Origin of the sequence: Photorhabdus asymbiotica (genome assembly GCF_003634575.1) — a bacterium.
Lineage (GTDB): Bacteria > Pseudomonadota > Gammaproteobacteria > Enterobacterales > Enterobacteriaceae > Photorhabdus > Photorhabdus asymbiotica.
On sequence record NZ_RBLJ01000005.1, the window covers coordinates 32,810 to 56,382 of the forward strand.

The window sequence follows — 23,573 nt, forward strand, 5'->3', positions numbered from 1 at the left end:
GTGAAAAATTCCATTATTTGAGATCAGAAATACGGATCAGTACCTTACAGTTTGGGGTAGAAAGCGGTTTTTGGGTTTTGCCCGCAATATCGCAACCAACAGTGAGAAAAGCCTGCAAGTAATCATTAAAATCAAAGATCTGACTGACCAGACGACCTGCCGGAATAACGCCATCACGGATCATGGTATAAGCACGTTCAAAACTGTTATTCAGAGAGTCAATCGAACCAATGACTGAAAGGCTCTTATCGGCGATTTTAAGGATATCAAGGCTGGCATGTTTATCTTTAAGTGCAACATTCAGCAATTTCCCTCCGGGAGCCAAATGTTCGAAAACATATTCGGTTAACTGGCCGGTCGTATCCACACACAGATCGATAAGCGCTGATTTGTCACCATATTGTTGTGTTAAAGCTTCATCAAAATCAGTGTACAACTCACATTCTGGTGGTAAATTTTCTCTGGCAAACTGAACACGACTTTCGTTTTTCTCGACCATGAAAGCCTTAACACCTCTGGCGTGTAAAGCCCAAAGATAAAGCATTCCCATTGGACCTGCACCGGTGACCGCAGCACGAATATTCGTGTGAGTGATAGCCAGCTTGTCAACTCCGGTTAATGTACAGCTAAGTGGCTCAGTCAGAGATGCCTCTTCCATGCTGACATGATCATCAAGTTTTATCAGGGAACTCTCTTTAGCCAGATACTGCTCAGCAAATGCCCCGTCATAGGAAACTCCAGCTTCGGTTCCCAATTTCTTCTCACAATGATTTAGGTTTCCTGTCTGACACATCCGACAGTGTCCACAGGAATAAGTTGGGTTGATGACAACACGGTCACCCACATTAAAACGAGTCACACTCTTTCCTATTTGAGCGACAACCCCCGTTGTTTCATGACCCAGAGTCGTTCCCGGAATGGCAACAGGATAAGAGCCGGTGATAATTCCAACATCTGTACCACAAACGCCACACACCGCAATATCAACAACAACATCATCAGACTCAACACAGCGTAACGATTCAACATCCCGGATTTCAACATCCCACACCCGATTAAATTTAAGTGCTTTCATTATGCTACCTCCTTGTTGTCCAGCATTCCTAAAGTCAGATCAGCAAAAGTTAGATCAAGTTTATGCAGAATTTCGTTTAAATGTGCCTGAGTACAAATTAACGGCGGACGAACTTTAAGTGCACGGCCTTTGCCATAACGAGAGCCACGGATAATCAAGTTATGAGAATTCGCAATTGCAATCGCTTGTGCCGCAAATTCCGGTGATGGCGTATCAAAGCCAAACATATAACCAACGCCCCTAACACCAGTAATTTCTGGATATTTATGTTGTAATGCTAATAAGCCATCACGCAAATAAGCTTCGTTACGCTGCACATTCTCCAAAACATGTTCATCTTCGATAATATCGATAATTTCGTTGAGAGCCGTTAATGAAAGGGGATTAGCGCCTGATGTACTGGAATGTTCGAATGATTCCAAGACATCCAATGAACTGCGCATCAGCACACCACCGGTAGGAATACCGATACCACCAGCACCCTTAGCGAAAACAATAATATCTGGCTGTAGCTCTTTAGCGTAACCGGTTGAAGCGAAAAACGTCCCTGTGCGTCCAAACCCGGTCTGCACTTCATCTGCGATAATAATAATATTATGTTTATGGCAGATCTCTCTGATCTTACGGTAAAAATCGACAGGGAAAACGATATTTCCACCATTTCCTTGAATAGGCTCAATGATTAAGCAGGCAATATTGTCATTTGAACCCAATTGAATAAATTGTTCCAGGTCAAAATACTGATTTGGCTCTGTGTCCGGCTCCAATTCAGACATAACACTGGCAGGAGTCGGAACTTTTAAAGAACCATCAATATTGACATGGAAATCTTTAATTCTAAAAGCATTACCCGAAATTTGCGCTGTGGCTAAAGACTGGCCATGATGAGCCAAAAAGAAAGAAATAACCCCTGACCGACCTGTTGCTTTTTGCGCAATACGAATTGCACACTCAACCGCCCCAGAACCGGAAACATCACGCAACCATATCTTATTAATGCCTTCAGGGGTATGTTTAACTAATTTTCCCAAAATATATTGGGACATTTCATGAGTATAAGCTGAACTCAAATGTGTACATCTATCGATCTGCTGTTTTAATTTTTCTGCTATTCTGCGATTAGTGTACCCAAGTGGAAGGTTAAACGTTCCCGAAGCTGCATCAATATACTTTTCACCATCTATTTCCAGATACGGACCGTTTCCAACAAAGCGAGAAAGCATATCTTCAAACCGTTTTCCATTTTCCATGATTTTATTACCTTAATTAACCATTTCTAACTATAAGAAAGCACAATAATCCATAACAGGTAAGAGAATATTGACTTAAAATTAATTTATATCAACAAAAAACCTACAAACACCTAAAAAACATTTAAAAAATTAAAGTATTTTGTATAAAATACATTATTGTTTTGAATGAATAGTCAATTGCAGCAGAACTGCTGGTTCATATGGTTAGTGGCAAGAAATTCTGTTCAAAATCCGGCAAAACTGTGCCAAAGATTTTCCATCTTACGACGCAGCTACAAGTGATAAGGGCATTTTATAACCTAAAGCTATTCTCTGATAGGTGATAAAATGTACTAAAAAATTCCTGTTCACTTCTGAATTTGTCAGAAACAGTGTGCTTTTTCTCTAAAGATAGCCAGACTCTCGATCGATATAAAATACCCACACAAGCTAGTTGGTTTACACCAGTGAATTGCTCGTATAAAGTTCAGTCTTTAAAAAAAGTAAAGGGTTTAGTCCGTGCGTGATCCTTGAACATGTCTATCGCCTGCTTGAAATGACTTGCCAATAGTATGGTGTATCCAAGATCTTTGATCGTGCTAACGAATGAATTCCACTGAGCCCATTTGCTAATAAAACCACCACCACTTATTTGAAATATCAAAAGAATACACATGCGAAATTACATTCTTCTACTACTTAGTCTGGTACTTTTTGGACCACTAGGTATCGATCTATTTCTACCTACAATTCCTGCCATCGCTAAAGATTTTCAGGTTAATAATGAAGTTATTCAGTCGACGATTTCTTTATTTCTGTTGATTATGGGGCTAGGACAATTAATCGCCGGGCCACTGGTGGATAAATTTGGCCGTCGGCCTGTTGCTTTAATGGGTATCACTTTATACATCCTTGGTTCTGCAATCGCAGCGCTTTCAACCAATTCCGAAATTTTTACCGCTGCGCGGATTATTCAAGGATGCGCTGTCTGCTGTACCAGTGTCGTCTGCATCAGCGGTGTACGCGACCGCCTGAACGGTGATGAGGCAGCTAAAGCCTACGGTTTTCTCAACAGTACATTGAATATTGTTCCTGCTTTGGCCCCATTGCTCGGTGGCTTATTAGCCGAAATTTTTAATTGGCGGGCACCATTTTGGTCTCTGGTCTGCTACTCCGTTATTGTATTGTTCATTATTGCCACCTGGCTGCCGGAAACGCGCCCTGCAAACACCAAGCAAATTCATGGGCTTCCACTGAAACAATATTATCAAATTCTCAGCAATGCTCGATTTATGCATTTTGCACTGGTTAACGCCGTTATCATGGGAATAGTGATTACTTACGTTTCATTTGCACCAACGGTACTCATGACCGAAGGCCATATTTCACCACTAATATTTTCATTGATTTTTGGTGGCAACGGACTCTGGACTATGATCGCTTTCCTGATCGCCAATAAAATCATTCATCGAGCTGGCCGCCCTTTCTGCTTACTGTTAGGTTCAATTCTGATAGCACTGGGCAGCCTGTCTCTGTTTTCAGGAATATATCTGCTACCAAACGTAGCCAGCCAACACTGGTTAAGTTATATGTTGCCAGTTGCTTTCGCTTGCGCAGGTCTTGCGTTTGTTATGGGACCCGCAACCAGTTATGCACTGGAACCTTATTCTAACGAGGCAGGAATAGCTTCTGCATTGGCAGGATTCATCCAAATGGCTATTGGCTCCATCATCTCGTTGATAGCGATGATATTACCATTTCCCCCCAAACAGTCTCTGATGCTGGTGATGCTACTCGGTGCCATGTTAGCGCTATCCGCACGTTCACTCAGTCGCAGCCTTAAGGGACAAATCGTCTCTCTAAGGTCTTAACAGCCATCACACAGAAATGTATCACGACGCCGTAAAGTGACTTTGCACACCAGAATAAACGGGAAAATGAAGAAGAAAGCACATCAAGTCAGCTGTTCTTATTGGCCTGATTCTTCACAAATCCTGTACCGCCGTGTCACACACCTAGCCCCATCATCTGCATCAGTTGCTGCGCCTGCTGAATCGCATCCTGGCGATTCGCAATGCCCAGCTTCTGATACAGATTTCGTATATGAGTCTTGATAGTTGTCGTTGCTACATCCAACTCTGCCGCAATTTGATCATTACTGTAACCTGAGTAAATTAGCCCTAAAACCTGCCACTCACGCTGCGTAAGTGGACTATTACGAATAAGCTCTGGAACATCAGGATGTGTCAGCAATTGTGTGACAAAACCTTCGTCAAAATGAGCAAATTTGTGGCGATGTTGACGATTGATATCCCGCAGAATACGCTGTGCCCGGTGCAACTCCAGTTCAGACAGCGTACTAAGTTGAATAAGCTGGCGTAACTGCTGGGCCATCAATTCACCTTCAATCACAAAATGGCTGACAAATCCTGTACGATTAGCCAAAGCCAACGCCTCTATAAGGACACTCTGTGCTTCACTTTTGCGCCCGGTATGCCAGTAAAGCAAATTGCACAACAGTAGATTACGGTTCAGATCGCTTATTAATTGCAATTTTCTCGCATGTCGATTCAGTGTATCCAAAATGGGTTCTGCTTCATCATACAAACCAAGTAGGATCTGAGCACGAGCGATATTACGCCACTGGCCCTGATTAAAATGATTACTCACGCTTTCTGGTCGCTCAGTCTGTGCCAACCACCGAATGGCGGCACTTTTGTCTTCCATACTCTGCCAAATGATAACGCGTAGTTTGTCAGTATTTGTTCGCCAATCCCTATGATATTGCCCATTATTCAATAGGTTTTCACAACGAGCCAGATAACGGCGGGCATTATCAATATCTCCCCTAGTCAAAGAACATTTAGCGAGTTGCGTTAGGCACTGCAACTGCTGCTGAGGTTGGAAATTAGCTAACACTTCCAAGCCACGACGCGCTGCCTCTTCGGCTTCATCAAGACGAGACCAGCACCACAAAAGCTGTGAGCGGATACGTAACAGAAACTCATGCATCGGAAGCTGCTCCAGATGCTGTTCACGAATCAATTCAAATGCCTTGTTCTGCGTTTCATAAGCCGTCTGCAAATATCCCTGAGCTAATAAAATCTCACTTTGCTGCAACAGCGCCCACAACGCGTAGTGATGGACCTGGAAACGACGTGCAAGCTGCTCGGTTTGTTGCATCCGCATCAATGCATCAGCCAACTCACCTTTACAATGTAATACTTCACCTTCCACGGAAGTCGCAACAATACGGCTATATTGATTCTGGGGAAGCAGTGCCGCCAAAGCTTGTTTCGCTAATTTATCAGCCATCTCTGGCTTGCCGCTGTTCATAGCCACCTGGGCCCGCAATGCGTCGAATTCAGCCAATAGATCCGGCTCAATAGCAATTTGTTTCTGTTGCAGTGCTTGTTCCGCTTGGTTCAACAGTGTATTGACCTCTGAGTAACGGTGCTGGCTCTGGGCCAACCAAGCCTGAAGTAGCACCAGACGCGGACTCTCCAACAGTTGCTCATAAGGCAACGCATTCATGCACTCTTCCAGCAGAGATAGTTCACTGTGGTTAAACAACGCCCAGGCATGTTGCAACAAAATATCTCGTAACATAGCAGTATCACCCGCAGACAAGGCATGATGAATAGCCTCACCCGGATATCCCTGTGCCAACCAACCCTCTGCGGCAGCACGGTGCAACTCTGACAATTGCAACGCCATTTCCCACTGACAGCGTTGACGTAAAAATGAAGCAAATAGTGGATGAAAGCGAAACCATTCGCCAGAATCATCCATCCGTTGGATAAATAACCCCTGACGCTCAGTTTCTTCAAGACGTTGCTGACCATTCTCCTCACCGGTAAGACGAACAATCAAACCATCATTCATGGAACGCAAGATAGCGCTACGCAACAAAAATTCACGCGTTGACTCATCTACCTGATTCAGTACTTCATCCACCAAATAGTCGGAAAGATGGCTGGCATTAATACCCGACAAGCGTTTAGCTGACAGCTCAGCCGCATCACATGACTGCCGCGCTGAAAGGGCAATAAGCTGAAGCGCTGTCGCCCAACCAGCCACTTCGTTGCATAGACGCTTACAGTCGTCGGCGTCAAGCGATGTGGTCAAACGTTTGTCAAAAAATTGTTGGGTTTCCTGATAATCAAAAGCCAGTTGCTGACTGTCGATCTCCAGCAATTGCTCACGCACGCGCAGGTTGGCAACCCCAAGAGAAGGCAAATTACGCGATAAGATGGTTAAGGTAAGATTTTCAGGCTGGTGGCGTAGGAAAAACCGCATGGCCTCATGAATAACGTTATTCATAATTAGATGATAATCATCAATCACTAAAAAAATCGGGCGCCGCCACTCATTGAGTTCAATAAAAAGTTGAGCAAAGAGAGCCGGTAAATTGGCATATTGGTGTTTTTGGGCCAACACTTCACTTTTAACACAATGCCCCTGCGTAGCTTGTTGTAAAGCTGCGATAAGATAACTAGCAAAACGTTCCGGTTGGTTATCGCTTTCATCCAACGAATACCATCCCAGATTATCTTGTTCAGCCGCCCATTGAGAGACTAAGGTGGTTTTGCCATAACCTGCCGGACTGGTTATCAAAACAAGACGATAATTAGGCGACTCATTCAACCTGATTAACAAGCGCTTACGCACAACCGTATTATTCAGGCGAACAGGACGACTCAGTTTTGATGGGATAAGCATTGATTTCCGTGCCCAATAAGAAGCAATAAGTAAAACCTGTGCTGAAACCGTGTGTCATGATTTAGGTAATTTATTTCACGGCTCGCAATAATGCCATTAATCAGCCCAACCAAATTTAGTGAAATACACAGCCTTTGCAAACAGGTTTGCGCCCCCCATGTATTAAGTTGCGCACCCTATCACATTCTTGAACAGCAAATTCCATCTTCCACTTATAAGTTATGGAAGCAATTAGCAAATTTCCTTATCGATTCCCGGACAGAAAGTGGATTTAATAGGTGCCAAAATGAAGCAAAATATGATTACTGACTACGCCCTTTTACTCCTCCCTGACTAATACCTCTCCAGGATGATGCTTTAGATCCTGAGAGCATTCAGCATAGTGTCTAAATTTTCCTTTTCAGCTACAGGATGAAGACTCCATGCAACAGTCCAGATTAGATAAAGCCCAGTTTCAGGCTGCTCTGACACGTCAATGGCAGCGCTTTGGCCTCGGTTCAGCACAGGAAATGACTCAGCATCAGTGGTGGCAAGCCGTGAGTATGGCCCTGTCAGAGCTGCTGCCTGCATGCCCTGTCATCAATCATTCCGACCAACAACGCCATGTGAACTACATCTCCATGGAGTTTCTGATTGGTCGTTTAACTGCAAACAATCTGCTTAACCTTGGTTGGTATGAAGACGTTCAGAATTACCTGGCAGAAGAAAATATCGTCCTGAGCGATCTTCTGGAGCAGGAAACAGACCCTGCATTAGGCAATGGTGGACTAGGACGGCTTGCCGCCTGTTTTCTCGATTCTATGGCCACCGTTGATCAGCCCGCAGTTGGTTATGGCCTGAATTATCAATACGGCCTGTTCCGCCAGTCTTTTGAGCAAGGACAACAGATTGAAAAACCAGACAACTGGGAGAGAGAATCCTATCCTTGGTTCCGCCACAATACCCAGTTGGATGTTGAAGTTAATATTGGTGGCAAAGTCGTTAAAACCGCTGATGGAGGCGAAACCTGGATTCCTGAATTCACCTTGATTGGAGAAGCCTGGGATCTACCGATCATTGGTTACCACAACGGCGTTACCCAACCATTGCGCCTGTGGCAAGCAACACATGCTGATCCATTTGATCTCTCTCAATTCAATGACGGGCAGTTCCTGAAAGCAGAACAGCAAGGTGTTGAAGCCGCTAAACTGACGAAAGTTCTCTATCCGAACGATAATCATCAGGACGGAAAACGCTTACGTCTAATGCAACAATATTTCCAGTGTGCTTGCTCCGTAGCAGATATTCTGCGCCGCCATCACCTGGCAGGCCGCAAAACAGAAGATCTGCCTAAGTATGAAGTTATTCAGCTTAATGACACCCATCCAACTATCGCTATTCCCGAAATGATGCGTATTCTGCTGGATAAACACCAGATGAGCTGGGAAACCGCATGGGAGATAACCAGCCATACTTTCGCCTATACCAACCACACCCTGATGCCAGAAGGTTTGGAACGCTGGGACGAGGCTCTAGTCAGCCACCTGCTGCCACGCCATTACAGCATCATTAAAGAAATTAACTACCGGTTTAAAAAACTGGTGGATACAGCCTGGCCCGGCGATCAAGCCGTATGGGAAAAATTAGCTGTACATTATGACCGTCAGATACGGATGGCGAATCTTTGCGTTGTCGCGGGCTTTGCCGTAAACGGAGTAGCAGCGCTGCACTCACAACTCATCGTTAAGGATCTGTTTCCTGAATACCATCAACTATGGCCGAATAAGTTTCTCAACGTGACCAATGGCGTTACCCCACGTCGCTGGCTCAAACAGTGTAACCCGGCACTGTCAGGACTGCTTGACCGTACACTTAATCGTGAATGGGTTAACGATCTTGATGCCCTTAAGGCTCTTGAACCCTATGCAGATGACTCTGCTTTCCGCGAAGAGTACCGAGCTATCAAACAAAACAACAAAATCCTGTTATCCAATTACGTCAATAAAGTAATGGGACTCAAGCTAGATCCAAACGCCATTTTTGATGTGCAAATTAAACGCTTACATGAATATAAACGCCAGCATCTGAACCTGTTGCATATCCTATCGCTCTATAAACAAATTCAGGAAAATCCGGCGCTGGATATCGTGCCCCGTGTGTTCCTATTCGGTGCGAAGGCAGCGCCAGGCTACTATCTGGCAAAAAGCATTATCTCCGCGATCAATCAGGTCGCAGAAAAGATTAATAACGATCCTATTGTCCGGGATCGCCTCAAGATCGCCTTCATCCCCGATTATAAAGTTTCCGTTGCAGAGCTCATGATCCCAGCCGCTGACGTTTCAGAACAAATCTCCACCGCCGGTAAAGAAGCTTCCGGTACTGGCAACATGAAACTGGCACTAAATGGGGCACTGACTATCGGCACATTAGACGGCGCAAATGTTGAAATTGCCGAACAGGTAGGAGACGACAATATTTTCATCTTCGGGCACACCGTAGAAGAAGTGAAAGCCTTGAAAGCTGCTGGTTACGATCCACTGAAGTTACTTCAGGAAAATCAGCATCTGGACAACATACTCAAGTCGCTGGCTAGTGGAGAATTCAGCTACAGCGATAAACACGCATTTGACATGCTATTGCACAGTCTCATTGATGGAGGCGACCCTTATCTGGTACTGGCTGATTTTGCTACATACTGCGATGCGCATAAACGGATCGATACCTTGTACCGCGACACTAAAAGCTGGACACGTAGCGCTATTTTGAATACAGCCCGGATGGGCATGTTCAGCTCTGACCGGACAATCCGTGATTATCAGCAACGTATCTGGCAAGCAAAGAGATAAGGAAGAATCATGGAGGAGAAAAGCCTCGATCATTTAGCGACCGAGGCTGGCATTGTCGCCAGCTATATTAATGCTTATGGAAAACTGCAAGCAATTCCAGCAGAAACCAGATACCACCTATTAGATGCCATGAACATCAACAAACCGGCCAGTGCGCCGGTTTCCCCCGTGCCAACAGTGAAAGTCTTCACTCAAGGACAGAACTTCGCTATCACGTTAAAAAACGAAGGGGACTACCAATGGCAGATACAAACGGAACAAGGAGAAGAATTTCAGGGACATTGCAGCCATAAACTGATACTCCCTAATACGCTTGCGCTGGGGTACCATCGCCTCACTCTGACACAAGGAAGCCAATGCTGGCCGATGCAGATTATCGTGGCGCCCAAACGCTGTTATGAGCCAGATGTCCTGCTAAAGGGGGAAAAACTCTGGGGTGCCTGCGTGCAACTCTATACTTTGCGTTCAGAAACCAATTGGGGAATCGGGGATTTTGGCGACCTGAAATACATGCTAAAAGAAGTGGCGACACGGGGAGGTGCCTTCATCGGGTTGAATCCATTGCATGCTTTGCATCCGGCCATGCCAGAAAGCGCCAGTCCTTACAGTCCCTCTTCACGCAATTGGCTCAATATCATTTATATTGATGTTAATCAGGTTGAGGATTTCAAATGTAGTGAAGAAGCGCAGAGGTGGTGGCAAGCACCGACAACTCAGCACATATTACAACATGCCCGCAATGCGGAATGGGTGGATTACACCACAGTTACAGCATTGAAAATAGCAGCGCTGCATCTAGCATATCAACAATTCAATACCCGTCCAGAAATTGATTCTCAACAGGTGTCTTTTCGCCAATTTATTATTCAAGGCGGAGAATGTCTTTATTATCAGGGAGTCTATGATGCCCTGCACTACCAGCTATACGCTGAAGATAGTGCCTGTTGGGGCTGGCCGATGTGGCCGGAAAAATACCGCGATCCGCACGGCGAAGCCGTACAAGCATTTTGCCAGTCTCACCCGCAGGAAGTGGAGTTCTTTATCTGGCTACAGTGGCTGGCTGATACTCAACTTGCAGACTGCTTTGCACAGAGCCAAGCAAGTGAAATGCCAATTGGACTTTATCGCGATTTGGCCGTAGGCGTAGCCGAAGGAGGATCGGAAACCTGGTGCAACCGGAATGTCTACTGCCCCAAAGCATCAGTGGGAGCGCCACCGGATGCGCTGGGGCCACTGGGTCAAAACTGGGGTCTACCCCCGATGAATCCTCATGTTTTGCAAACCCAGGCTTACCAACCTTTCATTAATTTGTTGCGCACAAATATGACCCACTGCGGCGCGCTACGCATTGACCATGTTATGTCAATGCTCAGACTCTGGTGGATTCCCTATGGCGAAACCGCCGACAAAGGGGCATATGTACACTATCCAGTTGATGATCTGATGGCAATTCTGGCATTAGAAAGTCAACGCCACCGTTGTTTGGTCATTGGTGAAGATTTGGGGATTGTGCCGGAAGAAATTGTGAGCAAACTACGCGATAGCGGCGTTTATTCTTATAAAGTTTTCTACTTTGAGCGTCATAGCAATGGGGAATACCGCGCACCTGAGAATTACCCGATACAAGCAATGGCGACCATAACCACTCATGATTTACCTACTTTACGTGGATTCTGGCAAAGCGACGATTTGACACTTGGGGAATCACTCAAGTTATATCCAGATAGAGACCTGCTTCAAGAGTTATATACCGAACGTCAAGCCAGCAAACAAGGATTACTAGAAGGCTTACATCGTCACGGCTATATCCCAGAACACATCAGCCGCATTGCAAAAGAGGTAGCAATGTCACCCGCGATAAATCAGGGATTACATCGTTACATTTCTCATAGCACCTGCTCACTGCTGGGGTTGCAACCCGAAGACTGGCTGGATATGGATAAACCCGTCAATGTTCCAGGTACGGTAATGGAATATCCTAATTGGCGACGTAAATTGAATACCACATTGGAAATCATGTTTGATGATGATCATGTCAACCAATTGCTGAAAGATGTAGATAAATGCCGTAAAAAAGCCGGAACGGCCAGAAACTAAATGCCGTAACGCCTGTTTTTCCTGCACAGGAGTTACTTTTTCAGCTTAATGACTTTGATAAACTGATAATTTTCACAGATGGTTTTAATCTAAACCATCTTTGAGATTGCTGCATTTTCACCAATGATAAATACAGTTGTTAAGAAAAGACGTTTTTTATCTGTCAGTATGTTTTAACGTTGAAAAAAATCATCTTGTAAAAGCAATAATGTCATTAAGACTCGCCGTATTTATTGAACTATTTCAGCAATGCTACACAAGTGAAATCGGCCATCCACCGACCATTCGTTAATCGATGGCCTCCCATGTTTTATTGGCATCTCCGTCAACAGCAAACTAATACGCAGATCAAATGTTAATACTGCTATATACCTAATAGATTTTGAGTTGCAACGCGGCGGCAAGTAAGCAAATCCCTTGGAGAATAGATAATTATATGATTGGGGTGTGTGAAAGCAGCCAACAAAAGCAGTAACTTGAAAAATAACAGGTATAGGCTGATCTTATCTGCATTCGGCCATATAAACCGTTAATGATCAAATATCGCCGAATTTCATATCCAATTTTTTTACTGAATTCTTTGATTAACAAACCATCCAATTGTCTCTTTTTCAATCGAAAAATTTAGGTTATATTGCAGTTCGATGACTCAAAATAGGTAACAACTGCTTATGATCAATGACTTTAATTTGAAACGAACCGGACTGATATTAACTCTCACGGTTAGCAATCTCCCAGAGAAAACGATTAAAAGAAGCTTACGATTATTTGCTGACGCTAAACTTCCAGGAGAAACATGTTATTCGGGCTTATTTATATCTGGTGGTCTTTAATCCCAATTTTCAGAATGCTTCACCAATAAAGGATACATTTGAATGTTACAGTCAGAATCCAGAGCAACAGCTTAAGGGTTTTCTTTATATTACAGAAAATAAGATGAGTAGGAGACGTTAATATGCCAATACCCTTACTAGCCCCAGTCGCAGTGGGTGCTGCTGAATATGTTATTACTGCCTGTACCGGAGTATTAATTGCGGTTGGCGTGATGGAAGCAGGTAAAAAGAGTTCAGTGGAAGATGATGACAACATTATTCGGCATCAGAAAACAGATTTTGTGATAAGCCCTGAAATCACGGATGAAGATCGCAATGTCGTTTGGAGTGAGGAAGCCCATGCCGATTTTTGGGAAGATGATGACCTGAATGATGGTCCGGTTGATACCTCTGCGGTTCAAACCTAAACAGCTACAAAAACAGAAGCCTGTGAAAGCGCAGAAAAGCAGAAAACGTGTAAAGCATGCCTGGCTATTCCGGTGACAAGTGAAAAATACCGCAAAGTCAGTCGCTGGAGCGCTATTACCATTAACTATCAGCGATTTATTGCCAAAACCCGATACGACCCAACGGCGCAGATGATTCAGGAATTCCAATGCCTGAAAGTGACATTTGATGGTTGGCAACCGATGTATTGCCGCTTTCTGGAAGCCAAGGCGCGGTATGACCAGTTTTTTAAGGATAATAAACCTAAAAAATGGTGGGTAGGCCGTTATTCAGCTAGAAACCAAGCAGAAAGGCATCAAACAGTTTGTGATGCACTGGAAGGGACGCCTCATGTGGAATGGCATTTTTTACAGCCCATCAGTTATGGATATTTTAAGGTACTGTTTAGTAAATATAAAAATATCAGTGTCCACTATACCCCCTGCAACAGTTTAATTTAATCCGAGGTCGGCATGGCGATAATCCGTTTAGAAATCAATGTATATTATGAGCAACAGGAAACCATTACTGTTGATACAGCATTAATGGACTTATTTAATATTACACAGCAAATTGACATCTTCTTTGGGCAAAAAAAACTTGGTATTTAACCGGCTTCTCTCGAAAACAAGCTTTACAACATGTCGTATTTGATGAGAAAGGGCCGACTGAAGTTGCTACAAAGAGTTTCGAAAGGGATTACAAGAAAAACTTTCCAGCTCTTATTACTGGTATATGGGATGGGGAAAAGGATGAATTATCTAGCGGCATAGATTATAGCAAAATGCCAAATGTTCGTCCTAACTGGGTTTGGTTGCAATTGAATCTAAATATTGACAGTCATCAATTTGATATATTGCGGTTAATTAATCTGGTTAGCTACTTAGCCTTGAGCCGTAATTCACCCTATATTCAGGTAGAGTCAAATGAATATACATTAAAAGGCAAACAGGTTTTCCCTGACCGCCTCAGTGTTGGCTGGATGCTTTATCAACCCAGAGTCATTGATAAATCCTATCTTCCTATGGCGGAAGATGTGATTCCTGTTTATCAAAATAATGAACAAACTGGTACATTGATTATCACCAAGAAAGGAATTTTTGATGGTCAAAATCAGGATGATATTGATAAATCCAATGATGTTGAAATTCAGTTGGTGAATTTAGGATTACTGCCATTAATTACGGAGATTTAAGGGAAAAATATTATTTCCCGATGGTCGAACAATAAAAGACTTTAATGATAAAGACGTTATCCTGTTGGGTGATATAACAGATCATAGCGATAAAGGTCTCAATTAATAAAACAATCTCTTTTCCCACAGGAACCAATTTTAATAACATTTTCAACTGGCAATAAATTTTTTTATAAATCCACTAAATCACCGATCATAAAAAATCGGTATAACAAAACCCCCAGACCAATAATTTAACAGAATACGAGCTGGGTTATTTGATTTAGACTATGCCTCTTTTAGCCTTTAGGTCGTAAAACATCGGCGTTCGCGAGTGACGCGATGAAGCGCGACGTAATGAACGATTGCTACCCCGTCGGGGCGGATGTCATTGCGCGAGCAACAGATAAAAAAGCCAAAGCTGGATAAGCATAAATCCATAGCCGACCAGCTTTGCGGCAGCTTCTGTCGGACGGGGAGCAATCACCAAATCTACGACGTGGTTATCGTCATCACAAAGCAATCCGATATTTCAACTACCAGAACGCCCTATTAAAGGAAGCTGTTCAAGCATATCTTTAAGATTCATAGCATCCCAGGGAAGGTGTTCTGCAATCCCAACCCCAACAACTTTAGCCCGAGAGGCTGCCTTCTGGACCAGAGTTAGCACATCGGGAATGTTAAGTTTACCTTTTGCGATACCATCGAAATCATGCTCACAGGCCCCCGGACGGGCAAACAACACAGAACGGAAGTTATGGTAGTCCAATACATCCAAATCAATATGAATTGCCAGACATTCGATTTTTTCTTCTTCAATCCACTGCATCACTGCCGCGCCTCCTGCTCTAACCTCCTCCGGAGAACAGGTTCTGATTGCGTTATCAGCAATAAATTTTTTCTCATATTCCAGCGGACTGTGTATTCCTGCGATCATAACTCTCTGGGAAGATACCGGGCGGGCCACTGTAGTTGTCAGATCAGGATCACCATTCCCCATCAGTGCGCCAAGAACATGAGCGTGAGCGTACTGAAATTGAGCGGGAGTCATAACATCCGGATGTGAATCAATCCACAGTATCCCTAGCTTCTCTCCCCATCTCTCACTCAACCAAGCAAAAGGTGCGAGATCGACAAGACAATCACCACCAAACATGACGATATTATCTGGCTGATATTCGTGAATAATTTTCCAGACGCTATTCAGCTGAGTTTTTAGTGCTTCCCTACCGATGATGCCATTTTCTACCGAAAGGGGACTGGCAGGTCCAAGGACAGGTACATGAATAACAGGTACATCCGTTTCCGGTGCAAGCCAGTTCAACATTTCTGCACCAAATCTGTATGCCGGGTTATTTCCCCCCTGCCACTGTGGCATCACCAATCTGATAGTATTTGAGCGGTTAGTCATTATTACTCCTTTGCATATATGTAAAGTATATTCAAAACCAGCGAGGCTAACGCTTCGTCGACATGCTTCTCCCGCCTTATATCAGCAAAAGTCCCCTTCCGGGGTAAAGGATAGTTTACAATCTGAACCATCCTTACAATCGCCTATATCTGTCCAATGACTTCTTTACTGCAAAAAATGTCAAATAAAATAACCTAATGGGATAAGCAGTAACTTGTTGATATAAGATTAGGATCTTTACCAACTAAATATCAAATTATTCTTACCAATCTATTATTAAGAAGGCACTATGTGGTTTTGCAGATTTAAACAGGCTTTTATCGCTCTTTTACTGCCTTGGCTGTTAGCTGTAGCTACACAAATGACAGGAAGGATCTTCCTTCTCTTCACTTATGGCAGTCATCAACTCTTTGCAGATTCTTTTCAAGATGTAGAAAGAATGTTCTGGATTGGCGGGTTATTTGATATCCGTATTGCCAGTCTGCTGTTCGTTCCCTGTCTGCTGCTTGCCAGCTTATTGGCCATGAATAACAATAGCTTCAACATATGGCAGCGTTTTTGGCCATGGTTAGCAACAATACTAAATACACTGATTGGAGCTTTGACTGTAGGTAATATTTACTACTATGCCACTTATGAACGGTCGATCGATCTTTTCATTTTCGGTTTGGTGGAAGATGACACAACAGCCGTGCTGCATACCCTGTGGAATGATTATCCTGTCATCCGTGGCTTGCTTAGCTTAGCTCTATTCGCAGTTATCGTTTTCCGACTTTGTCTCCTCTGGCAACACCGCCTTATCCAACGCATAGAACGCAAAACCAGCCTGCCAACTTCTGCCATAGCAACACTGACTATTCTCGCTATCTGCTTCGTTGGAATGCGCGGTTCCATCGGTACCTTCCCATTACGTCAATCCAATACACAGGTTTCAGAAGTTAAAATGCTTAACATGCTGACACCTAACGGCCCGATGGCGCTAAACTGGGCCTTCAATGATCATTACAAAAACAGCTATTTCCCAGAAGCAACAGATGAACAAGGTAATAGATTATTAAGCCAGTTTCTGGATAAACCCACTCCCACTAGTCTGTCGCCGTTTATGGCTAAAACCACCGATAATCTCGTCGCTCAGAAAAAACCACCCCATGTCATATTTAACGTGATGGAAAGTATGGGCTATCACCTACAAAGCCTCGATCGTCCAGATCTTGATGTTTTTGGTGCCCTGCGCCCGCATTGGCAAAATGACTGGCGTTTTGACCGTTTCGTTTCCGAAGGAGATGGCACTATTGACAGTTTAAGCCGTTTCTTTATTCGCAGCCCGAACAGTGCAATCAGTCAGTCCACAGCCCAGAATCTCGACTTCACAAGTAATATGTTTAAGCCCTATCTGGCAAACGGCTACAAAATTATTTTCGTTACATCAGGTAATGGCGCATGGCGTAATTTAAATCAGTTCCTGCCAAATCTGGGCGTCAGTGAATTTATTGATCAAAATGGGCTAAAAAAACGTTACCCAGAAGCCAAATTCGATACTTGGGGTGTACCTGATGAATTTATGTTCCGTTATATTAAAGAACGTTTAACTCAGGCAGAAAAGGACAGAGAACATGTTCTGATTATGTCGTTATCTACTACCCATCACCCCCCGTATAAATCACCAGAAAACTATAAGAAAACGGATATTAAGCTGAACGATATAGAGAAACAGCGCTTAAACCATCTGGCTAGTGGTAATGAGCTACAAGAGGTTTTCCATACTCTGCGTTATACCAACGATCAATTGGGACAGTTTATCAGTTGGGTGAAATCCCAGTCACTTGCCGCCCATACCATTATTGCAGTAACCGGTGACCATAATATACGAGGTATCGGCTATCCAGATGCTCATGAACTGGCAATCGGCCATGGTGTACCATTTTATCTCTACGTACCATCCGCTTATCGCCAGAATACGGTTTTTGATGCGACCAGAGTCGGCAGTCATAAAGATATCTGGCCAACTCTCTATCATTTAAGTTTGTCAAATACGGCTTATTACCGTACCGGTTGTGATTTACTCGCTGAACATCTAGATCCTATCTGGTGCCAGGGATATAACCCGGAAGTGATTATTACACCGCAAGGCAGCTACATCATGATAGGCAAAGGTGAGTTTCGACCGTGGGCAAACCAGAAAGGATTATTATTAGGTGAACCCCAGCCAATGACAGCAGACCAAACCAAACAGTTCCAACGTTGGCAGGTATTTACCGATCTCCTGTCATGGCAATTAAATCGTCAAGTTCACCACCAGCAATAATTGATACTTCCACGAATCCCTTTAATCTCAATCTATTAAAGGGATCTATACCCGTCCTCTTTCAAGTTGCCTCTTTGTTGGCTGCACTCACTCACCCCAGTCACATAGTTCTCTATGCTCCCGGGGATTCGCTCCCTTGCCGTCGCGATACATCTTGAAATCCATAGGGTATATACTGGTGAATATTGCGATTAGCCTTTTACTCCCCCGGCGGTCAAACCACTGACCAGCCAGCGCTGAGCAATCAGGAAGACGATGGTAATAGGGAGTGCTGAAAGCACAGCAGCGGCGGCAAAATCTCCCCAAAGATAGTTCTGTGGGTTAAGGTATTGCTGCATCCCCACCGCCAAAGTGTAATTGTTCACATCTCTGAGAAGCAGCGAGGCAACCGGCACTTCCGTAATGACACCAATGAAGGAAAGAATGAATACCACTGCCAGAATCGGTACCGAAAGCGGTAGCAGCACCATGCGGAAAGCTTGCCACGGTGTCGCGCCATCAAGCGCAGCCGCCTCTTCCAAAGAGCCATCAATGGTTTCGAAATAACCTTTAATCGTCCAGACATGCAACGCAATGCCCCCCAGGTAGGCAAAAATCACGCCGCCGTGGGTATTAAGGCCGATAAACGGCACATATTCCCCCAAACGATCAAACAGGGCATATAACGCCACTAAGGAAAGTACAGCCGGGAACATCTGAAAAATTAACATGCCTTTCAGCAAGGTACTTTTACCGCGAAAACGCATACGGGCAAAAGCATAGGCGCAGGTAGTTGATAAGGTAACAATACCTACGGCGGTAATAAAGGCGACCTTAACCGAGTTCCAAAGCCACAGCATAACCGGGAAAGGGGGCGGTGTAACACGACCATCCGGTGACACCACACTGTAACCCAATGCTAATTTCCAATGCTCCCAGGAGATACTTTCCGGGATCAAACTCCCTGTCGCAAAGTTCCCCGGCCGCAGGGAGATAGTAATAACCATCAGCAACGGGAATAAGATTATGGCAATAAAGGTTAACATCAACAAATGTGTCGCCAACAAACGCCATTTCTGTGATTTGGATTGAACCATCGCCATTGCATTCCCTCCTTAGTCAAATTTAATGCGGGTGGCTTTCAGGTTAATAATCGCCAATGCACCAACCAGCAAAAAGATAACTGTGGCTATCGCCGCAGCCAGACCAAAGTCCTGACCACTACTGCCGTCAAAAGCAATACGATAAGTGTAGCTCACGAGTAAATCGGTATAGCCAGCTGGCGCCGTGGTGCCAATGCGATCTGGCCCGCCAAGAGTTAGCAACTGAATCAGAACAAAGTTGTTGAAGTTAAAAGCAAAACTGGCAATCATCAACGGAGTCAACGGTTTAATGAGTAACGGGAAAGTAATCTTGAAAAAGTTCTGCAACGGGCCCGCACCATCTATCGCCGATGCCTCATACAGATCGTCTGGTATTGCCTTCAATAATCCCATACAAAGGATCATCATGTAGGGATATCCCAACCAGGTATTCACCACAATTAGCATGGTTCGCGCCATTGTCGGATCGGCAAACCAGGCAGGTTTAAGACCAAACAAACCGTTAAGTAACAAATTGATTTCACCAAAACTCTGGTTAAATAACCCTTTGAAAATCAAAATAGAAATAAACGATGGCACGGCATAAGGCAAGATCAACAGCATGCGATAAATAGCACGACCTTTCAGCGCTTCCCATTGCACAATACAAGCCAGAACCATGCCAACAGCAACCGTCAGCACCACAGTGAACAGGGCAAAGACAACTGTCCAAACAAAAATGGCAAGGAACGGTTTCTGAATCCCCTCATCCTGTATCACCCGCAGGAAATTTTTCCAGCCGATGGAAATAGTAAATCCCGGCGTTAAAGTTTCACTCCCCCATTTTCCCTCAGCATTAATAGACTGATAGAACCCCGTATCCATGTTGGGTCGATAAAGCATTCCAGTTTGGTTGTTGGTGAGGGTCTCACCATCTTCCGCAAGAGAGTATTGAGGATTTACACCAGAAAATTGACGCAGCGAACTCATTTTCAGCCGATTACCATCCGGCAAAACAACAACTAACCGGTTCAGTACCTGTCGATTCTGAGTGATAACACGCAATGTTGCCGCTTCACCGTCTGGAATGTTGTCCTGTTCAGACACATGCAGCGTAGTCTCTTTTATTGCTGACAACGCAAACGGCTCAGATACCAGTTGCTTAGTCTGGTCTGGTACGCTCAGAGCCAAAACCCACAGATCTGATTTTGGGTAGAGCTTAAAAGTAAATGTTTGCCCTGACTGATACTGACGGCTCATCAGGACAGATTGTGCGCGTTCAAAAGTCAGTTGATTGGTACTACTGTAGTTGGTAAAGGCGATAGCAATAGTGCAAATAAGCGGAAATAATACAAATAATCCCATGCCTGCCACACCCGGATAAGTATAGCGCCAGGCATAAGTATTGCGGTTGGCAAAAACGTAAATACCTGTTCCTAACAATACCAGTGTCAGGATTGCGAATAGATATTCTCCCTGTGAGTACATCAATACCACCAGATAACCGGTAAAAAGTGTACACAAGCTCACTGCAAACCATTTCAGAGCAGAATGCTGCCACCATGATGTTTTTTCGAGCGTCGCTGACATAATGCTCTTCCTTTTTACTACGACGTAACAACTTTGCGGATAGCTTGATCAAGCTTCCTGCAAACAGGCATCCTTACTGGTTGCAGGAAAGAGACACCCTTCAAAAAAAGAAGAGCGCCCAACGGGTTATTTAGTCATACGGGCTTCCGCATCACTTAATGCGGCATCAACAGTCTGGCGACTAGTTAACGCATTAACAACAGCATTGCGCATGGCATACCAAAAACTACTCATTTGCGAGATGTTCGGCATGATTTCACCATTTTTAGCATTTTCCATCGTGGCAGCAATGCGAGGGTCTTTAGCCAGAATATCGTGATAGGATTTCAGTGACACAGCCCCCAACGGTTTATCTTTATTCACCATCTCCAAACCGTCGTTGGTCAACAAATAGTTTTCCAAGAATTCCTTCGCTAGCTCTTTATTCGGACTAGCCGCATTGATACCTGCCGTCAATACACCGACAAACGGCTTGGATGGTTGGCCATTAAAGGTCGGCAACAACGCGACACCATAATTTATCTTGCTCTTGTCGATGTTGGCCCACGCCCATGGACCATTGATGGTCATCGCTGTTTCACCTTTGTTGAATGCAGCTTCAGCAATAGAATAGTCGGTATCCGCGTTCAGATGCTTATTTTTCACCAAATCTATAATAAAATTCAGTCCTGCTTTAGAACCCGCATTATTAACCCCGACGTTTTTCGCATCATATGAGCCGTTTTCCATTTTGAACGCATATCCTCCGTCCGCAGCAATAAGCGGCCAGGAGAAATAAGGCTCTTGCAGATTAAACATAATGGCACTTTTGCCTTTGCTCTTCAGTCCCTTATCCAGAGCTGGGATCTCTTCCCAGGTTTTTGGTGGTGTCTTCACCAAGTCTTTATTGTAGATAAGAGAGAGGGCTTCAACCGCAATAGGATAACCAACCAATTTACCGTCATGACGCACAGCATCCCAGGTGAATGGAAACAGTTTGTCCTTAAGATTTTGATCCGGCGTGATTTCTGCTACCAACCCAGACTGTGCGTAGCCACCGAAGCGATCATGAGCCCAGAAAATAATATCCGGCCCATCGCCAGTTGCTGCAACCTGCGAATATTTCTCTGCAAGCTTGTCTGGATGTTCAACAGTTACCTTGACGCCCGTATCTTTTTCGAATTTCTCACCGACTTGCGCCAGGCCATTGTAGCCTTTATCACCATTGATCCAGATAACCAACTTACCTTCCTCTATCTTTGCAAAAGCAGAGGCAGACAACACGAGTGTGGTTAAGGCAGAAAGCGCTAAGGTACGAGCGCCTACTTTCAAGGTTCTTTTTGTCATCATTCCATCCTTTACTTTATAGTTTGAGTAGATTCAGGGTGAACTGTTTTGTTACGTTAGCGGAGAGTGAAGGGCTAGTGTGCAACCAACGATAGCAAGACTCATCCTCCCCGACTCTACTCCCTACCCGGAATGGCTGTGATCTCTATTCCAAAAACAGAAGAACCGTGCCGTTGACCACAAAAAGGGGCATCTTTTTTTGCGATAAGCATCACAATTTATCCAGTAGCTCATACCTAACCAACTCAACAACGCTTATCTCATCCTCCTGACTCCTCCCCCATAAAAAACTTGAGCATGGATGATTTACTCACCCGTTATCTTACACACACTCTGGTTTATTATTTTTCACCGCGAGTTGCGGTGATAAGTCCGGGGGAACACATGTCGAGTGTCACACTACGTAATGTATCGAAGGCTTATGGTGAAACCATTATTTCTAAGAACATCAACCTTGAGATACAGGAAGGAGAGTTCGTAGTTTTTGTCGGTCCATCAGGATGCGGAAAATCGACAATATTAAGGATGATTGCAGGTCTGGAAGATGTAACTTCCGGTGATTTGCTGATCAATAACATCCGCATGAATGACATCCCACCCGCCAAACGCGGCGTTGGGATGGTTTTTCAGTCTTATGCACTGTATCCCCACCTGTCTGTTGCAGACAATATGTCATTCGGCATGAAGCTGGCGGGTGCCAAAAAAAGTGATATTCAGCAACGCGTAAAGCAAATTGCGGAGATGCTGCAACTTGCTCACTTGCTTGATCGCCGCCCTAAAGCGCTATCAGGCGGGCAACGTCAACGTGTCGCTATTGGCCGTACTTTGGTTGCTGAACCCAGTGTTTTTCTGTTAGATGAACCACTTTCCAACCTGGACGCTGCACTACGTGTCCAAATGCGCATTGAAATCTCACGCCTGCATAAACGATTGCAACGCACAATGATTTATGTCACCCACGATCAGGTTGAAGCAATGACGCTGGCCGACAGAATCGTAGTACTGGATGGTGGAGATGTTGCCCAGATTGGCAAGCCTCTTGAACTTTATCATTACCCTGCTAATCGCTTTGTTGCCAGCTTTATTGGTTCACCCAAAATGAATTTCCTGCCAGTTAAAGTCACGGCTACCGCCATCGATCAAGTGCAAATTACTCTGCCCAATCGCCAGCAAATCTGGCTGCCCGTAGAAAGCCGAGGGGTGAAAGTAGGCAGTAATGTCTCTCTGGGAATACGCCCAGAACATCTTCTGCCAAGCGATATCGCCGACGTCACGTTGGAAGGCATAGTGCAAGTTGTCGAGCAGTTAGGGAATGAAACCCAGATTCATATTGGAATCCCATCTATTCATCAGAATCTGGTTTATCGCCAGACTGATATTGTGCTTGCGAAAGAAGGATCGACCTTCACTATCGGATTACCTCCCCACCGCTGCCATTTATTCAGGGAAGACGGAACGGCGTGTCAGCGTTTGCATAAAGAACCCGGTGTTTAAGC

The 23,573-nt window shown here is 44.4% G+C and carries 16 protein-coding genes; 9 read left to right on the forward strand and 7 right to left on the reverse strand.

Annotated features, from left to right (window positions below; genetic code table 11):
- Positions 1 to 13 precede the first annotated feature (13 nt).
- Together BDD30_RS19820 and BDD30_RS19825 are read right to left on the reverse strand one after the other, a co-directional pair.
- Positions 14 to 1,075: a zinc-dependent alcohol dehydrogenase gene (locus tag BDD30_RS19820; RefSeq protein WP_012776573.1), complete on the reverse strand. Its 1,062-nt coding sequence runs from the start codon at positions 1,073 to 1,075 to the stop codon at positions 14 to 16.
- A complete protein-coding gene (locus tag BDD30_RS19825) occupies positions 1,075 to 2,325 on the reverse strand; it encodes a class-III pyridoxal-phosphate-dependent aminotransferase (protein ID WP_012776572.1) in 1,251 nt (416 codons plus the stop codon). The genes BDD30_RS19820 and BDD30_RS19825 overlap by 1 nt, the downstream gene beginning before the upstream one ends.
- A 656-nt stretch (positions 2,326 to 2,981) precedes the next feature.
- On the opposite strand from BDD30_RS19825, the gene BDD30_RS19835 reads away from it, so the two are divergent.
- Entirely contained in the window at positions 2,982 to 4,178 is a 1,197-nt protein-coding gene (locus BDD30_RS19835) for a multidrug effflux MFS transporter (RefSeq protein WP_012776571.1), read from the forward strand.
- Between the two features lie 136 nt (positions 4,179 to 4,314).
- On the opposite strand, the gene malT is transcribed toward BDD30_RS19835, so the two are convergent.
- Positions 4,315 to 7,029 carry an HTH-type transcriptional regulator MalT gene (malT, locus tag BDD30_RS19840; protein WP_012776570.1) on the reverse strand — a complete coding sequence of 905 codons (2,715 nt, stop codon included), beginning with the start codon at positions 7,027 to 7,029 and terminating at the stop codon, positions 4,315 to 4,317.
- Positions 7,030 to 7,451: 422 nt separating this feature from the next.
- Between malT and malP the strand changes: the two genes are divergently transcribed.
- The 6 genes from malP to BDD30_RS24410 all read left to right on the forward strand — a co-directional run bounded on the left by malP (position 7,452) and on the right by BDD30_RS24410 (position 14,405).
- Complete coding sequence (gene malP / locus BDD30_RS19845; RefSeq protein WP_012776568.1) at positions 7,452 to 9,854, forward strand: maltodextrin phosphorylase; 2,403 nt, start codon at positions 7,452 to 7,454, stop codon at positions 9,852 to 9,854.
- A gap of 9 nt (positions 9,855 to 9,863) precedes the next feature.
- Complete coding sequence (malQ, locus tag BDD30_RS19850; protein WP_012776567.1) at positions 9,864 to 11,951, forward strand: 4-alpha-glucanotransferase; 2,088 nt, start codon at positions 9,864 to 9,866, stop codon at positions 11,949 to 11,951.
- A 955-nt stretch (positions 11,952 to 12,906) separates the two neighbouring features.
- The gene (locus BDD30_RS24395) at positions 12,907 to 13,191 is read left to right on the forward strand and encodes a hypothetical protein (RefSeq protein WP_012776566.1); all 285 of its coding nucleotides are present in this window, start codon (positions 12,907 to 12,909) and stop codon (positions 13,189 to 13,191) included.
- Between the two features lie 72 nt (positions 13,192 to 13,263).
- Positions 13,264 to 13,671 carry a Tox-REase-5 domain-containing protein gene (locus BDD30_RS24400; protein WP_049795178.1) on the forward strand — a complete coding sequence of 136 codons (408 nt, stop codon included), beginning with the start codon at positions 13,264 to 13,266 and terminating at the stop codon, positions 13,669 to 13,671.
- 12 nt (positions 13,672 to 13,683) lie between these two features.
- Positions 13,684 to 13,821 (forward strand): hypothetical protein, encoded by a 138-nt coding sequence (locus tag BDD30_RS24405; RefSeq protein ID WP_012776564.1) that lies wholly within the window; start codon positions 13,684 to 13,686, stop codon positions 13,819 to 13,821.
- 173 nt (positions 13,822 to 13,994) lie between these two features.
- Complete coding sequence (locus tag BDD30_RS24410; RefSeq protein WP_012776563.1) at positions 13,995 to 14,405, forward strand: Imm52 family immunity protein; 411 nt, start codon at positions 13,995 to 13,997, stop codon at positions 14,403 to 14,405.
- A 511-nt stretch (positions 14,406 to 14,916) separates the two neighbouring features.
- On the opposite strand, the gene BDD30_RS19870 is transcribed toward BDD30_RS24410, so the two are convergent.
- Entirely contained in the window at positions 14,917 to 15,795 is an 879-nt protein-coding gene (locus BDD30_RS19870; RefSeq protein WP_012776562.1) for an arginase family protein, read from the reverse strand.
- A 289-nt stretch (positions 15,796 to 16,084) separates the two neighbouring features.
- Here BDD30_RS19870 and BDD30_RS19875 point away from each other — a divergent pair, with 289 nt between their 5' ends.
- Positions 16,085 to 18,100: an LTA synthase family protein gene (locus BDD30_RS19875; RefSeq protein WP_012776561.1), complete on the forward strand. Its 2,016-nt coding sequence runs from the start codon at positions 16,085 to 16,087 to the stop codon at positions 18,098 to 18,100.
- Between the two features lie 191 nt (positions 18,101 to 18,291).
- Here BDD30_RS19875 and malG read toward each other — a convergent pair whose 3' ends face one another.
- The 3 genes from malG to malE form a co-directional block, all read right to left on the reverse strand.
- On the reverse strand, positions 18,292 to 19,182 hold the full coding sequence (gene malG / locus BDD30_RS19885) for a maltose ABC transporter permease MalG (RefSeq protein WP_012776560.1): 891 nt from the start codon (positions 19,180 to 19,182) through the stop codon (positions 18,292 to 18,294).
- A 12-nt stretch (positions 19,183 to 19,194) separates the two neighbouring features.
- Positions 19,195 to 20,751 carry a maltose ABC transporter permease MalF gene (gene malF / locus BDD30_RS19890; RefSeq protein WP_012776559.1) on the reverse strand — a complete coding sequence of 519 codons (1,557 nt, stop codon included), beginning with the start codon at positions 20,749 to 20,751 and terminating at the stop codon, positions 19,195 to 19,197.
- Positions 20,752 to 20,877: 126 nt separating this feature from the next.
- A complete protein-coding gene (malE, locus tag BDD30_RS19895; RefSeq protein ID WP_012776558.1) occupies positions 20,878 to 22,077 on the reverse strand; it encodes a maltose/maltodextrin ABC transporter substrate-binding protein MalE in 1,200 nt (399 codons plus the stop codon).
- Between the two features lie 384 nt (positions 22,078 to 22,461).
- Between malE and malK the strand changes: the two genes are divergently transcribed.
- On the forward strand, positions 22,462 to 23,571 hold the full coding sequence (malK, locus tag BDD30_RS19900; RefSeq protein ID WP_041381491.1) for a maltose/maltodextrin ABC transporter ATP-binding protein MalK: 1,110 nt from the start codon (positions 22,462 to 22,464) through the stop codon (positions 23,569 to 23,571).
- The last annotated feature ends 2 nt before the right edge of the window (positions 23,572 to 23,573 follow it).